The organism is Vreelandella nanhaiensis, assembly GCF_003990185.1.
Classification (GTDB): Bacteria; Pseudomonadota; Gammaproteobacteria; order Pseudomonadales; family Halomonadaceae; genus Vreelandella; species Vreelandella nanhaiensis.
Genome location: NZ_RZHF01000006.1, coordinates 94531 through 109917, shown reverse-complemented (window position 1 = coordinate 109917; position 15387 = coordinate 94531). Strand labels below are relative to the sequence as shown.

The following is a 15387-nucleotide window of genomic DNA, read 5'->3' as shown; positions in this document are numbered from 1 at the left end:
AATAGGGTTTTATCGCAGTGACATCATCTCTCATTAAGTCGCCGGCTCGCCCCAGTATCGCTGAATACCTCGCCGAGGAGATCTTCGGAGGACGCTACCGCCCCGGCGACTTTGTGCCGCGTGAACTGGATCTATGCGAACGCTTTGCTATTAATCGCTCGGCGGTGCGTAGTGATTTGCGTCAGCTGGTTGAGGCGGGCATTATCGAGCGTATCTCAGGCCACGGCTCCAAGGTGCGGGAGTACTCAGAGTGGCATATTCTCGATGTTCAGGTGACCGACTGGCTGACCCGCTATGCGGCCCCTAATCCAGATATTCAACGCGAAATTCTCGCGTTTCGCCTGGATGTTGAGCCCTATGTAGCGATGACCGCCGCCAAGCGCGCCAAGGCACGTGATTTAGTAGCCATCGAAGAGGCCTTTGAAGGGTTAGGGCAGAACCTGCGCAATGCGACCTGCCAAGAGGAGCGGCGTTTACACAGCGAATGTGATATTGCCTTCCACGAGGCGATCTTCAAAGCGACTCATAATATCGTCTGGGCGCAGCTATCGCATATCCTGCGGCCCTCGATCTATCTGCTGGTCTCGATGTCGAACGAAAGCGCCTCTGATCCGGAAGAGAGCCTGGAGCGTCATCGACAGCTGATGGAAAGTATCCGGCTGCGCCGCCCCCGAGAGGCTTTTCTGGCAGCCCAGGCGGTATTGGCAGGGACGGCAGAAGCGCTAGGGCTTGAACATAGCGTTAGCTCATTAGGGCGCAGCGTTGAGCTACCCCACGCTGCTCTCTGAATCCATTTCCCGTTAAGCTCTTAAATTAAAACAAAGGCAAGCACATGTCTGACTTCAACCTCGGCTTAGTGGGTGTGGGTAAAATCGTTCGCGACCAGCACCTTCCGGCGATAGCCACCATCCCTCACTGCCAGCTTGTCGCCACGGCAGACCCTTACGCTGCGTTACCAGACGTTCCCGGCTATCAAGACTTGGGCGCGATGCTCGACGCCCACCCGGAAATAAACGCCGTGGCAATCTGTACGCCGACGCACTTGCGCTACTCGCAGGCGCGTGCTGCGCTACTGCGCGGCAAGCACGTGCTGCTGGAAAAGCCACCCGGGGCCACACTTAGTGAAGTGGAAAGCTTGATGCTACTTGCTGCCGAGCAGGGCGTTAGCCTGTTTGCCGCCTGGCACTCACGCTTTGCACCCGGCGTTGCGCAAGCCAAGCAGTGGCTTTCAGAGCGCCAGGTTCAGCGCGTTGAGGTTGAATGGAAAGAAGACGTGCGAGTATGGCACCCAGGTCAGGCGTGGATATGGCAGCCGGGCGGCATGGGGGTGTTTGATCCAGGTATTAACGCGCTTTCGATCGTCACCGCCATTCTCCCCCAGCCATTTTTTCTGCGCCAGGCCCAGTTATGGGTGCCGACTAACTGCCAGACCCCGATTGCCGCAGAGCTTTCTTTTACCGATCCATACGGTGTCGAGATTGAGGCGGCTTTTGATTTTCGCCAAACCGGCCCGCAAACCTGGGATATCCGCGTCGATACGGATAACGGCCATCTAAGCCTGACCCAGGGGGGGCGGCGCCTGCTGATTAACGACGAGTTGATAGTGGATGAGGAGGAGCGCGAGTATGCCGGCCTTTATAACCACTTTGTTGAGCTTGTCGCCAGTGGGCGTAGTGACGTGGATGTAGCGCCACTACGCCAAGTGGCTGACGCCTTTTTATATGGTTACCGCGAGGCTACCGACGCGTTTGTGGAGTGAACGCTGCCAAGTCGCGGTGGGAAGTTAAGCCGCGATAGCGAGGCAGCCTACGGTCTATCTCAACGCTTGTTGCCGTCTGAGGCCATACCATTACGCTGCATGCAGCTGTCGTAAGCTTGGGGAACGAAGCTCTCTTCTCCCACATCGTTTCGAGCCAGGTTAAGGAATTCGCAAAGTGGGGAAAGCATGTTGGAGGTTAGCCGGTACTCGGTTAACGTTTCAGCTAGGTAGCGCATGTCCTTTTCGGCATTTCCGAGGCTGAACTGCAGCTTTGTACACTCTTTCTGCAGCACCCACTCCATAACCGGGGCCAGCATGGCGCTATTGGCGCCGCCCTGAGAACAGATTTCCAGCAGCTTATCCTGGGGGACATCCATTCCAGCAGCCATGGTAGCAGCTTCGCTAACGAGCGCCGCTGCGCCCAGCGACAGGAAGTTGTTAATCAGCTTCAACTTATGCGCTGACCCGACCGCACCGACATGAAAGATGTTCTCGGCGAAGCTTTCGATGACCGGCGTAATACGCGTAACCGTAGAGGCATCGCCTCCTAGCATGACGTTGAGCCGCCCCTCTCGGGCTTCGCGTGGCGTGCGAGCTAATGGCGCGTCAACCAGCACTACGCCGCGCTCCGCGACAGTTTCAGCAAGGCGCTCGGTTGATTCAGGATGAGCCGTAGAGCAGTCGATAATAATCAGCCCTTCATGGGCCCCAGCCATCAAACCATCGGTTCCGGTCACAATCTCGCTAACTTGTTCGGATGTCTTGACGCAGATAAAAACAATATCGCTGGTTTTGGCCATCTCGGCGGCGCTATCGACTTCAATGGCACCTTCGGCAGAGAGCACCTCTAAAGGCGAGCGATTGCGATGAGCCATAACGGTCAGCGGGTAGCCGTTACGCACTATATTGCGGGCCATTTCCTTACCCATTAAGCCGAGCCCGATGAATCCGATACGTTCCTGTTTCATGGTGATCTCCGATCAGTTATTTGATTACGTTTTAGATAACGCTCGCTTGTCTGAACCTGCACCCTAAGCAGAAAGCGTTTACTGGCGTGCCTGGGGAAAAGTAACGCCTAAACGCTCTGACCAATTATGAAGCGCTTCGGGAACGCCCTCTGGAAGCGGAACGCCTTGCTGTGAGTAGCGCTTATGTAAATCGAGCCCGCGCTCTCCCGGAATGCGTACCTGAGGATCGCCTTCAGCGACTGGATTGTTACGGCACGCATCAGCCAGTGCGCCGGTTTCGCGCTTGAACGCTTCAAGCCCTCCAAAGGCTTCCGGGTCCAGCACCTGCACCATGACCGAGGCACCCCACTGCGTAGGCGCCTGGACGCGTCCGAATCCTGCCAGGCCAGACGTCAATGCTTCCACCATGAGCCCTAGTGCGTAACCCTTATGACCGTGGTCTAGACCACCGATGGGCATAATGCTGCCTTTGGGTTCGTCGAAAAGCACCTCGGGGCGGTCGGTTGCCTGGCCCTGATGGTCTTTAAGCCACGGATAAGGCAAACGGCTGTTTTGCTTGTTAAGCCGTCCCACCATGCCATTGGTGGTAATGGATGTGCTGACATCCAAAAGGACAGGGCCTGAATCAGTGGGGTAGCCCACGGCAATAGGATTGGGGGTATGAGTAGCCTCTAACCCGCCATAGGGGGCAACGGATTTAGTCGCCGGGTCGGATGATTCAATCACCACTACGAGGTCTTGATCGGTGGCACGTTTTAGATAGGCAGCCAGGCAGGCAATATGATTAGAGCGCCGAATTACCACCGTACCAGTACCGCAGGAACGCGCCATGGCTTCCGCGGCTTCCATGGCTTTGAGTATCAGCCACGGCCCGGGTAAATAACGGCCATCCCAGGTCTGTACGGCGGCACGTTGAGAAATTACCTCATACTCGCCGGTGACCGGCATGCGGCCTGACTGAATTTCCTCAAGGTAAGGTGCGAGGAGTTGAAGCCCATGAGTGGTGTGTCCCATCAGGTCGCCTTCAACCAGTACCTCAGCCACGGCATGGGCTTTATCATCATCAAGCCCTGCTGCTAAAAGTAAGTCAGTGCTGAATCGCGTTATTTCCTGGGCATCGTAATGTTGGCTCATTGTATTTATTTTCCCGGCGTTATGGGTGGACGGATTGTTTATTGATTTTGTCGTCTGAGCTGGCGTATCAGAGCGCTATGGTCGAGGTCTCCCTCTCCCTGGGCGACAAGCGCTTCATAAAGCCCGTTGACCAATGAAGATACGGGTAGCTTAAGCTGCAATTCTTGGGCTAAGGCCATGGCGGTTTGGGTGTCTTTCAATTGCCATTTCGCCGGTCCGCCGGGGGTGAAATCCTCCTTGATCATGCGCTGGCCGTGGATACGCAAAATGGTTGAGTCGGCAAAGCCGCCTTCAAGCGCATTAAGCATTTGCGCCGGGTTAGCTCCCCCGTGCTCTGCCAGCAATATGGCTTCGGCCACCGTGGCAATGGTATTGGCCACAATCATTTGATTGGCGAGCTTGACCAGTTCACCACTGCCCGCTGGGCCAACATGTACCGGCCTGCCGAGCGATAAAAGGATGAGCTCAACCGCTTTAAAGCGTGCAGAATCGCCGCCCGCCATAATGGCCAGAGTGCCATCAATCGCACCCTGCTCACCGCCGGATACCGGCGCGTCTAAGTAGTGGATCTGGTGCGTTGCGGCTTCCTCCGCTTGGCGGCGTGCCGTCTCGACCGGTATAGAACTCATGACGATCAGGGTAGCACCAGGCTGCATGGCGTTGAGCAGGCCATCAGGGCCTAAAAGTAACTCATCGCACACCGGCCCAGAGCTGAGCATAACGATCACGACGTCGCTTGCGGTAACTGCCTGTTCAGGCTTTTCCACTATTTCGACACCCACAGATGCCAGGTTGTCGGCCTTGCTTTTTGTCCGGTTCCAGGCGCGCACTTGGTGCCCTGCGCGGGCCAAACGCCCAGCCATCGGGGCGCCCATAATGCCGGTGCCAATAAAGCCGATAGACCGTGAAATTGTCATTGTTGGTTCCTCTAACGGTGGGTAGGCTGTTGAAATGTCGCGTGGCGCTTGCCAGACAGGCTGTTAAACCGCTTTTATATGTTCTTATTGATATTGTTTTTATTAATATTGTTCTTGTTGAGGGAATGCGTTGCTATTGGCTTATCCTCTTAAATAAAGCGGTATATTGATATCACCTGATTCTCTGAAATTGATAAGACGCTCGAGTACTTTAGACTCTGAGCGCTCTAAGTGAGCCACCAATACTTTTGCAGCTTGCTCTGGCTGTTGTAGACGCATTTTTTCGAATACCCACAAGTGCTCATCGAAAAAAGGGTCTTGATCGGGAAGTTTAAGTACTCGCCCAAGTAAATGCTTGCTGATTAATAAGATAGGATGAGTACGCCGTAGCATATTCATTACTTCCTGGTTATCACCTAGGCTGACGGCGGAGTGGTGAAGGTCATTTTCTAACTCATCCAGTAATTCACCGCTAATATCTGGATAACTGTTGGCGGCGTGCTTGAGTTTGGCAATATAGCCGTTGAGTACACTTTCTGAAATATGATGGGCGGCACGCGCAATCATGTAAGGCTCTAGTTGGCGGCGTGCTTCATAAAGGTTGTGTAGTCGCTTGTCATCTAAAGGGACTACGCTCCAGCTGTTGTATTTAATCTTTTCGACCAGGCCGATGGACTGCAAATAGAGAAGAATTTGGTGGGTAACCGTGCGGCTGACATTCAGTGATTTGGACAGCTGCAGTTCATTGAGTTCAAAAGCGCCCTTAATTGAACATAGGACAATGGCATGCTCGACGCTGTCGATGTGGGCGCGCCAGGAAACGGTCCGGTCTACTTTGGGGGTGTCGCCGCGTTGTTTGAAATCACTCTCACTGAGGGAGCGCCGTACTACTTCTTGAGGCGACGTCCCCACTAGATAGCCGCGCCCCTCAAAGCGGCAGATATACTGCTCTTCGTGTAACCGGCTCAGGGTTTGGCGAACAGGGGAGCGGCTGATACCAAACAGCTCGGCTATATTCCCTTCAAGCAGCACAAGGCCGGGTTCCAGACGTTTTCCAACAATACCCTGCTTAAGAGCCGTATAGAGCTGGTCGCGCAGCGTTTGTGTCATGGTTAATCCATTGTCCTTGAATGAACGATTAGGTGATGGCACCGACCAGCCAAGGAACGAACTCATTACTACCATAACCCAGTGACTCGCTAGCACTCATGTCGCCTGAGGCAATGGCGATAATGCGCTCAAAAATCTGTTCTCCGACGTCTTCTACACTGGCAGTGCCATCGACGATAACGCCACAGTTTATATCCATGTCTTCATGCATTTTCTCATACATGGAGGTATTGGTTGCGAGCTTCAGGCAGGGGGCGGGTTTAAAACCTGAAACCGATCCTCGCCCGGTAGTAAAACAGATAACCGTTGACCCAGAGGCAATTTGACCGGTAACAGAGACTGGGTCGTAGCCCGGGCTATCCATAAAATTAAAGCCACGAGTGGTTATCTTTTCGGCATAGTGCAGTACATCGTTAAGGCTTGAGCTGCCACCTTTCGCAACGGCCCCTAGGGATTTTTCAAGAATCGTTGAAAGCCCTCCCGCTTTATTGCCCGGCGACGGGTTATTGTTTAGCTCGGCACCGTTTATTTCGGTGTAATGCTTCCACCATGTAATACGATCAAGCAGTTTTTGCGCGACGTTTTCGTTGATAGAGCGGTCTATTAAAAGGTTCTCAGCACCGTAAATCTCAGGAGTTTCTGCAAGGATAACGCTGCCTCCGTGTTGCACGATAAGATCAGCCGCGTGGCCAAGCGCAGGATTTGCCGTAATCCCTGAATAACCGTCTGAACCGCCGCACTGCAGTGCAACCACCAAGTGCTCTAGGGAAGCAGGTTTACGCTGCATCTGCCCATGCTGAGAAGCCATCCGCATGATGTGATCACATGCTGTTTTTATACTGGTGCGAGTTCCTCCCGCATCCTGAATATTAAAGTAAGCAAGCCGCGAAGCGTCTTCTAACCCCTTTTTTGCGACCAGTGTTTTGACCTGGTTGGTCTCACAGCCCAAACCGATAATAAGCACGAAGGCAAAATTGGGGTGCTGGGCATAACCTGCAATGACGCGCTCAAGAAAGGAAAAACCCTCTGAGTCTGTGTTCATGGCACAGCCCGAGCCATGGGTGATTGCGACGACGCCATCGAACCCCATTTGGCTTAGTTCATCAGACTGGTTGAGTTTGTCTGCCGCTGCTTTAGCTACCGTCGCGGAACAATTGACGGTAGATAGAATACCAATGTAGTTACGCGTGCCTACGCTGCCATCATCACGTTGAAAACCTTGGAAGGTTCGTGAACTACTTGTGGTGTCTGTTTGCGGGTGAGGCTGGAAATCCTTTAACGAAGAATCAAGCTCTATCATGGCGAGGTTGTGGGTGTGTACATGCTCACCGGGTTCTACGTTTTGCGCCGCTATCCCAATTAGCTGGCCGTATTTATATATGGCGTCGCCTTTGTTGATCCCAGTTAACGCAACTTTATGACCTGCATCGATATTCTCTTTAGCGAGTGTGCCATTTTTATCAATTGGAAATCCTGTGGGCACCGCTTTTGAGGCTACGCCCACGTTATCCCGCGGATTGAGCTGAATAATAACGGACGGGGAATTAATGAGATCCATTGTTTACCTCAAATTTATTATTGGCTTTTTGGGTAAGAGCTACGCGCAAGCTAGCTAGTAAGCGGTCACTGTTGATGCACTTTAGCAACTAAGCTGTGTACGTCGATTATACTATCGTCCTATGTAATGATCATTGAATGCAATGTTCATTTGTCCTAGATTGTTTTCAGGTATTGAATATGGGCACCTATGGAAAAGTGATGTCGATAGCCTGCGGTCCGGTTGATACTTTTGCTATGAAAATAAAGTAACTATTTAACAATAGCTTATTTGAATAAAGCGTTTTCTTGAAAACATGAGTGGCCAAAAATAACCTCATAACTATTGTCATGCAGGTATGCTGTATGACACCTTTAGATAGATGCATATTTGGTTTCAAGCAAAACAATAACGAGAAATTAAAATGCCCTACATCATCAACTACTTAACAAAAATCCAGTTTGGCGAGAATGCGATTGCGGAGTTAGCTAATGAGCTGCAGTTGCTTAAGGTGAAAAGGCCTTTGTTTGTGACTGATAAGGGGCTGAGTAGTACGCCTATTATTACGCAAGTAATTGAATCTGCAGAACTTTCTAAAGAGATTAATGAAAAAGCCTGCATTTTCGATGAAACACCTTCCAACCCTACTGAAACCGCCGTAGAACAAGCGCTGACTTTCCTGCGAGAAAGCGAGTGTGATGGCATTGTGGCCGTTGGCGGCGGTTCCAGCATTGATTTGGCTAAAGCGGTCGCTTTACTTTTTAACCACCCTGCGCCATTACGCCAGTACGCTGCGATTGAGGGTGGCGTAGCTAAGATTAATGCCAATGTGCTGCCGTTGATTGCGGTACCCACAACGGCGGGGACGGGCAGTGAGGTGGGGCGAGCCTCTCTCATTACCATGAAAGATAATCGAAAACTGGGTTTTCTTTCTCCTTATCTGATTCCCGCTGTTGCTATCTGCGACCCACGTTTGACGCTCGGTTTACCGCCTTTTTTGACTGCCGCAACGGGTATGGATGCGATTGCTCACTGCGTTGAAACCTTTTTAAGCCCAAAATTGAATCCACCGGCTGAAGCGATTGCATTGGATGGTCTGAAGCGCGCGAGCACCTATCTGGTAGAGGCGGTTGAAAACGGCGCTAACTTAACCGCTAGAAATGAAATGATGATGGCGGCCCTTGAAGGCGCCATGGCGTTTCAGAAGGGGCTGGGAGCAGTGCACTCTCTATCCCATGCGTTAGGTGGTCTGCATGAGCTAAAACTTCACCATGGCACGCTCAATGCCGTGCTAATGCCGACCGTTCTCAGGTTTAACCAGCGCGATTGCGAGGAAAAATACGCTCGCCTCAAGGATGCGATGGGGCTTGCCCCGGATGACGATTTAGCCGAAGCATTTGAAAAGCTCAATATTAAGTTAGGGATGCCTTCCAGCCTGAGTGAAATGGGCGTTAAGGAAGAGCATCTAAATCAAGTGGCGCAGTGGGCATTGGAAGATCACTCCACGGCTACCAATCCGCGTGCTCCTTCTAAGGAAGATTTCTTCAAAATGCTTAAAGAGGTTTTCTAAAAAATAAGGTTGATCAGCTTAATAGAAATAAAGGAAGTTTTTAACAGGAAAGTAATAAAAGATGGAACCCAGCAGTTTCAAAAAACGATAATCAAATCCAGGCAGTAACGACCAAAGGAAAGTGGATATGACAATTACAAACCATTCTCTCAAGATCAAGACACTCCTCACTTCCAGCATAGCAGCAGCGGTTCTGGTGGCCTCTGGCTCAGCCCTTGCGGATTATCCAGAACGCCCTATTACGTTGATTGTGCCGTGGGCTGCTGGCGGCGGCACTGATGCGACAGCGCGCACCATCGCCCGTGCATTGGAAGAGGAGTTGGGACAGAACGTCAACGTTGTTAACCGCACCGGTGGCAGTGGCGTTGTCGGCCATACTGCCATGATCAATGCCAAGCCAGATGGTTATACCCTTGGCTTGGCGACCGGGGAGGTGAACATGATGCATTGGCAGGGTTTAACCAACCTTACCTATGAAGACTTCACTCCGATTGCGCAAATCAACTATGACTTCCCCGGCATACAGGTCGCCGCAGACTCCCCTTATGAGAGCCTTGAAGAGCTGCTCGATGCTATACGTACTGAGCCCAAGGGCACGTTTACTGCCTCCGGTACCGGACAAGGCGGTGTTTGGCATTTAGCCTTTGCGGGTTTTTTGATGGATCAGGGTATTCCCGCCGACCAGGTTACCTGGATTCCTAGTGAAGGCGCGGCGCCAGCAATGGTCGAGCTGGTATCCGGGGGTATTGATATCGTACCAAGTTCTGTGCCTGAAGCCCGCTCCATGATGGAAGCCGGTCGGGTTAAAAGCTTTGCGGTCATGTCGCCTGAACGTATACCCAGCTTTCCCGATATTCCTACCACGAGCGAGTTAATCGACAGCAACTATCAAGTGGGCGAGTGGCGCGGTATCGCCGGTCCTAAAGGCATGGACCTAGAAATAGTGGCAACCTTGGAGTCTGCGCTGGAAGCTGCTTACAACAGTGACACCTACCAAGGGTTTATGGACCAGCAAGGCTTTGGTACTGAATGGCGTAATGCGGAAGAGTTCGGGCAATTGATGCAAGAGATGGACAGCGTCTTCGGTGAAATTGTTGAACAGGTTGGCTTAGCTAACTGAGGCACGACAATGTAGGCGGTTTCTCCGCAATAGAATTTGTTGTTGTAGAAACCGCTATTACTCAACCGTTTCCTGATATGCCACGTTTATACGACGTTCACTTTCCTCCTCCCTGACCGGGAGGAGTATGTCTCAAAGAGACCGTATTCACCCTATGGCATAAACGAAGACGTAACGCTCAAGAAGAAAGTGCTCATAAATCTTGATCAGTTAACGACGTAGATGATCTTCAGACAGTGGTTTTCATCCGCCTTTCGAAGGAGTCAACGCATGCAATTGCCCATTAATCCATTCAAGAACATGCTGATCAAGCGAGAACCCATGTGGGGCTGCTGGGCAGGCTTTGCGACTGGGTATGCCACGGAAATAATCGCCAACACGGGGTTTGATTGGCTGCTGATCGATGGCGAGCATGCCCCGAATACGGTACCCACTATTCTGGCCCAGCTACAGGCTGTAGCACCTTATTCATCCGCGCCTGTTGTGCGTAGCGTTAATCATGATCCTGCGTTGATTAAGCAACTGCTAGATATAGGCACACAAACATTGATGGTGCCGATGGTAGAAAGTGCGGAGCAAGCGGCCGCCTTGGTACGGGCGACGCGCTATCCACCGCATGGCATACGCGGTGTGGGCGGTGGGCTGGTGCGTGCAACCCGATGGGATGGCGTGGATGACTACCTGAATAAGGCGCATGAGTCGCTTTGTCTGATTGTCCAGGTTGAGTCACCTAAAGGGGTTGAGCAGGTAGAAGCGATTGCCGCCACCGACGGCGTCGATGCGGTTTTTATTGGTCCGGCAGATCTTTCGGTGGGAATGGGGTATCCCGGCAATCCTGGCCACCCCGATGTCCAGAGTGCGATACAGAAAGTGATTAACACGGTTCATGCAGCAGGCAAGCCGGTAGGGATACTCGCGCCGCTAGAAGAGGATGCTCGCCGCTATCAGGCGTTAGGCTGCCAGTTTATTGCGGTAGGTATCGATATTAGCCTGCTCCGTCAGGGGGCACTAACAACGCTTGCCCGCTATAAAGAGTTACCTCCTCAGCCGTCAACCAGAACGTACTGATATAAGGCGCTTTAAACCGTCTTTATAACTATAAAACGTAGGTAAGCAATTACTAGAGGATATTGAAAATGATAATGACAAACCATTCTCTTAAAACATTCTGTATTTCAAGTTTAGCAGCAGCCGTTATGGCTGCCTCTAGCTCTGCCCTGGCGGATTATCCAGAACGCCCCATTACGCTGATTGTGCCTTGGGCTGCGGGCGGCGGTACTGATGCAACAGCGCGCACCATTGCCCGCGCCTTGGAAGAGGAATTGGGCCAGAACGTCAACGTGGTGAATCGTACTGGCGGCAGCGGCGTAGTTGGGCATACCGCCATGCTTAACGCAGCGCCTGACGGCTACACGCTCGGCTTAGCCACTGTTGAAGTTAACACTATGCATTGGCAAGGATTGACGGATTTAACTTACGAAGACTTTACCCCCATTGCGCAAATCAACTACGACTCTCCCGGCATTCAGGTCGCCACCGATGGAGAATTTGAGAGTCTTGATGCGTTAATGGAAGCCATTCGTACCGAGCCCAAAGGCAGCCTCACCGCGTCGGGAACCGGACAGGGTGGTATCTGGCATCTGGCCTTTACAGGCTTTTTGATGGATCAAGGCATTCCCGCCGATCAGGTTATCTGGATCCCCAGCGAAGGCTCGGCGCCCGCGATGACGGAGCTGGCATCGGGAGGGATTGATATTGTTTCTACGTCGGTGCCTGAAGCTCGTTCGATGATGGATGCGGGACGTGTAAAAAGTTTTGCCGTCATGGCCGCAGAGCGTCTTTCAGCCTTCCCCGATATTCCTACTACCAACGAACTTGTGGGTAGTGACTACCAAGTAGGTGCGTGGCGAGGCATCGTTGGGCCTAAAGGCATGGACCCAGAGGTTGTCGCAACGCTTGAGTCAGCTCTTGAGGCTGCTTATCAAAGTGATACGTACCAGGATTTCATGACGCAGAGAGGGTTTGGAACCGAATGGCGCAATGCGGAAGAGTTTGGCCAAATGATGGAAGAGATGGACGGCATTCTCGGTGAAATTGTTGAACAAGTTGGCTTAGCTAACTAAGGAATGACAATGAGAGACGTTTTCGCCGGTATAGGGTTTATGATTGCAGGGATTGTGACGATTATCACAGCTCAGCAATTTCCTACTCTACCCAGCCTTCAGTATGGGCCTTCACTGTTCCCCTCTCTCGTTGGAGGGGGATTTTGCATCGGCGGTGCGGTACTTACTTTGAATGCGCTATGGCAAAGAAGAAAAGCGGCCGCCCAAGCAGTACAGGATGATCCGACACTCGCTACCTCGCCGCCTGAAAAAATGGGCTGGGCGATGGTGCTGCCCCCCATAGCGATCGTCTTTTATATCCTGGCAAGCGATTATCTGGGGGCAATGCTCACCATAATAATCATTATGTTTTCGCTCATGTTGTTGAGAAAAACAAAGATTTACGTGGCCCTGATAACCTCTGTGGTTATGTCATCAGCTATTTATTTTATTTTCTCTCACTATTTACTTATTCCATTGCCGCAAGGGGTTTTATTAGGGGGTAGCCTGCCATGGATATCTTGATGAATGGAGTAGGGCTGGTTTTGAATTTTGAAACCATATTGGTTATCTTGGCAGCTTCATTATTTGGCATATTTGTTGGTGCAGTCCCCGGGCTTACGGCAACAATGGCTGTCGCACTGTTAGTCCCTTTAACCTTCTATATGGACACTATTCCCGCTATTGCAGCCATTGTAACCACATCGGCCATGGCAATATTTGCGGGGGACATTCCCGGTACGTATCTCAATATACCGGGCACACCTGCCTCCGCCGCCTATGTGGGTGAATCGTATGCGTTAGCCAAAAAAGGCAGAGCGAGAGAAGCTCTGGGTATTAATCTGGTCTGTTCCGTTTTTGGCGGTATTTTTGGCACCATCATTTTAATCGTCGTTGCTCAGTCACTCGCGGAAGTAGCGCTCAAGTTCAGTGCTTTCGAATACTTTTGGCTCGCGGTATTGGGGCTAAGCTGCTCAATTTTTATTTCTGTAGGCTCTAGAACAAAAGCATTTCTTTCACTGCTTTTTGGCATCCTGCTGTCAACGGTAGGGCTGGATATGATGAGTGGCGCTCCTCGCTTCACGTTTGGAGTGCCCGATCTTATGGCAGGTATTAACTTCATACCCGTTATGATCGGTATGTTTGCCCTCAATGAACTGATGAGTTACTACGGCTCAAAATCCGAGAAAAAAACCATCAGCGTTGTTGATAAAGATAGTGTTTTCCACAATGTGCCGGGACACATTAAGCGCTATTGGCGCAATATGGTGCGTGGCAGCTCAATCGGCACATTGATTGGGGCATTACCTGGAGCGGGTGCGGATATTGCGGCCTGGATCTCCTATGGTGTGGGGAAAGGTAGGTCAAAAGACAGTGCCAAATATGGCACCGGTAATGTTGAAGGCATCGTGGATGCCAGTTCGGCTAATAATTCCGGTATCAGTGGTGCATGGGTACCCGCCCTGGTCTTTGGAATTCCTGGCGACTCCATCACCGCTATCGTGATTGGCGTTTTATATATGAAAGGGATGAATCCTGGTCCCACCATTTTTATGGATGGGAGTGGACTCATCTACGCACTTTTTATCGTATTTATCTTGGCTAACTTGATGATGCTACCTATTGGGTATATGGCTATTAGATTATCAAAGTTATTCATTCTGACACCCAGCCGAGTATTGATGCCCATTATATTGTGCTTTTGCATTGTGGGTGCTTTCGCTATCAATAATAGTGTTGTAGATATCTGGTTAATGCTAATCGTTGGGCTGGTGGCCTATTTACTAGCCGTCAATGACTTCCCTATGGCGCCCGCCATACTCGGTTTGGTGCTAGGGTCTGTTGTTGAAAACAACTTTATGAGTGCCATGCTGCGAACCGGTGGCGACCTAACCAGCTTCTTTGCAAGACCCATCAGTGCAGGACTTGGTGTCGCGGTCATCTTGCTGTGGTGCTCACCGCTTTTGATTAAAGCTTATCGCTATCAAAAGCAGAAAACCGAGCGAGCCTCTCTATGATAAAACGAGCATCTGCTTTCAAATTGATTGCTGCTACTTTGATGGTGGAGCGGTTGAGGTGCGTAAAGACGCTTGCGAGATAACCTCTCGAAGCGTGCTCATCAATGCCGCCGCTCCGGGGGAAAGTCGCTGGTGACGTAAACTTACCAGGCCATAAGGTTGCACGCTGAGCGTTTCGCTGAACGGGAGTAGATGAAAGCGCTGCGGCGGGCAGAGCAGGTCAGCGGTCTCGCGAGTAGTCACCGTGATGGTGTCGGATTTATCTACCAGCGCCAGCGACACCAGCAAATCGGCAGTGTTGACGATTTGGCGGGGCGGTGCTACCTGATGATGAAGGAACAGGCTGTCAACACGCTGGCGCATCAGTGCGCCGGGTGGTTGCAGCGACCACGGATAGGCGGCCATATCGGCGAGATGCAAAGACCTTTTACCTGCCAAAGGGTGCCCTTCGCGGCAGACAAAACACAGCTCTTCCTCTCCGATCTCTTCAAACACAAAATGCTCTATATTGCTGCCTGGAGGAATACGTGTGATGGCAAAGTCCAGCTCTCCCTCCAGTAAGCGCGGCACCAGCGCTTTGCTAACATCTACTTCCACACTGATCTTAAGTTCCGGGCGGTCTCGGTGAACACGCTCAATAGCACTGGTGAGTAAGGTAACCGCAGGCGCCATCACGGTGCCGACCGCGACAGTGCCCAGGTTGCCATCACGTAGCGCGGTTAACTCCTCACCGGTATGACGCAACGCTGACAGCACGCTATGCGCGTGGCGAATCATCACCTCTCCATACCAATTAGGCGTTAGCCCCCGCGGCTGACGATCAAACAGGCGCACGCCCAGGTTGTTTTCCAGGTCGCTGAGGAGTTTCGACGCGGCAGGCTGGCTCATGTTGAGCTGAGCGGCGGCGCGGTGCAGGTTGCGTTGCTCATCAAGCGCTAAAAATAGCTGGAAGTGACGCAACTTTAGTCGTGCGTGAAGAAACCAGTTCTCGTCAAGAACACCCATGAAATAAGCCTTCTAGTGGTACTGATAGCAATAAAGATATCGAAATTGATGCATTTGCATATTGGTTGGTTATGGTAGAGCTGTCTACTGTGGGGCATGTAATAGCGACAACCATATCGCGCCAATAACAACGATGTTGCGCAAGAA

14 protein-coding genes are annotated in these 15387 nt (G+C 51.6%); 8 read left to right on the top strand and 6 right to left on the bottom strand.

The features are described 5' to 3' along the window. Nucleotides 1–17 precede the first annotated feature (17 nt). Nucleotides 18–788, top strand: coding sequence for a FadR/GntR family transcriptional regulator (locus tag ELY38_RS05770; protein WP_127060554.1), 771 nt, complete (start codon nucleotides 18–20; stop codon nucleotides 786–788). A 44-nt stretch (nucleotides 789–832) separates the two neighbouring features. Next, entirely contained in the window at nucleotides 833–1759 is a 927-nt protein-coding gene (locus ELY38_RS05765) for a Gfo/Idh/MocA family protein (RefSeq protein WP_127060553.1), read from the top strand. Nucleotides 1760–1818: 59 nt separating this feature from the next. On the opposite strand, the gene ELY38_RS05760 is transcribed toward ELY38_RS05765, so the two are convergent. From ELY38_RS05760 to ELY38_RS05740, 5 genes are all read right to left on the bottom strand, one after another. Further along, the gene (locus tag ELY38_RS05760; protein ID WP_127060552.1) at nucleotides 1819–2727 is read right to left on the bottom strand and encodes an NAD(P)-dependent oxidoreductase; all 909 of its coding nucleotides are present in this window, start codon (nucleotides 2725–2727) and stop codon (nucleotides 1819–1821) included. A 78-nt stretch (nucleotides 2728–2805) separates the two neighbouring features. After that, on the bottom strand, nucleotides 2806–3861 hold the full coding sequence (locus ELY38_RS05755; RefSeq protein ID WP_127060551.1) for an Ldh family oxidoreductase: 1056 nt from the start codon (nucleotides 3859–3861) through the stop codon (nucleotides 2806–2808). Between the two features lie 38 nt (nucleotides 3862–3899). Beyond that, entirely contained in the window at nucleotides 3900–4778 is an 879-nt protein-coding gene (locus ELY38_RS05750) for an NAD(P)-dependent oxidoreductase (protein WP_127060550.1), read from the bottom strand. A gap of 141 nt (nucleotides 4779–4919) precedes the next feature. Next, a complete protein-coding gene (locus tag ELY38_RS05745) occupies nucleotides 4920–5888 on the bottom strand; it encodes a GntR family transcriptional regulator (protein ID WP_127060549.1) in 969 nt (322 codons plus the stop codon). 28 nt (nucleotides 5889–5916) lie between these two features. Beyond that, on the bottom strand, nucleotides 5917–7446 hold the full coding sequence (locus ELY38_RS05740) for a UxaA family hydrolase (RefSeq protein WP_127060548.1): 1530 nt from the start codon (nucleotides 7444–7446) through the stop codon (nucleotides 5917–5919). A gap of 403 nt (nucleotides 7447–7849) precedes the next feature. On the opposite strand from ELY38_RS05740, the gene ELY38_RS05735 reads away from it, so the two are divergent. The 6 genes from ELY38_RS05735 to ELY38_RS05710 all read left to right on the top strand — a co-directional run bounded on the left by ELY38_RS05735 (nucleotide 7850) and on the right by ELY38_RS05710 (nucleotide 14235). After that, a complete protein-coding gene (locus ELY38_RS05735; RefSeq protein WP_127060547.1) occupies nucleotides 7850–8995 on the top strand; it encodes an iron-containing alcohol dehydrogenase in 1146 nt (381 codons plus the stop codon). 127 nt (nucleotides 8996–9122) lie between these two features. After that, nucleotides 9123–10115, top strand: a complete 993-nt coding sequence (locus ELY38_RS05730; protein ID WP_127060546.1) for a tripartite tricarboxylate transporter substrate binding protein — start codon at nucleotides 9123–9125, stop codon at nucleotides 10113–10115. Between the two features lie 270 nt (nucleotides 10116–10385). Beyond that, nucleotides 10386–11183 (top strand): HpcH/HpaI aldolase family protein, encoded by a 798-nt coding sequence (locus ELY38_RS05725; protein WP_127060545.1) that lies wholly within the window; start codon nucleotides 10386–10388, stop codon nucleotides 11181–11183. Nucleotides 11184–11311: 128 nt separating this feature from the next. Continuing rightward, on the top strand, nucleotides 11312–12238 hold the full coding sequence (locus ELY38_RS05720; protein WP_246009074.1) for a tripartite tricarboxylate transporter substrate binding protein: 927 nt from the start codon (nucleotides 11312–11314) through the stop codon (nucleotides 12236–12238). Nucleotides 12239–12247: 9 nt separating this feature from the next. Then, a complete protein-coding gene (locus ELY38_RS05715; RefSeq protein WP_127060543.1) occupies nucleotides 12248–12742 on the top strand; it encodes a tripartite tricarboxylate transporter TctB family protein in 495 nt (164 codons plus the stop codon). Then, entirely contained in the window at nucleotides 12730–14235 is a 1506-nt protein-coding gene (locus ELY38_RS05710; RefSeq protein WP_127060542.1) for a tripartite tricarboxylate transporter permease, read from the top strand. The genes ELY38_RS05715 and ELY38_RS05710 overlap by 13 nt, the downstream gene beginning before the upstream one ends. A gap of 33 nt (nucleotides 14236–14268) precedes the next feature. Here ELY38_RS05710 and ELY38_RS05705 read toward each other — a convergent pair whose 3' ends face one another. Continuing rightward, nucleotides 14269–15240 (bottom strand): LysR family transcriptional regulator, encoded by a 972-nt coding sequence (locus ELY38_RS05705; protein ID WP_127060541.1) that lies wholly within the window; start codon nucleotides 15238–15240, stop codon nucleotides 14269–14271. Nucleotides 15241–15387: the final 147 nt, after the last annotated feature.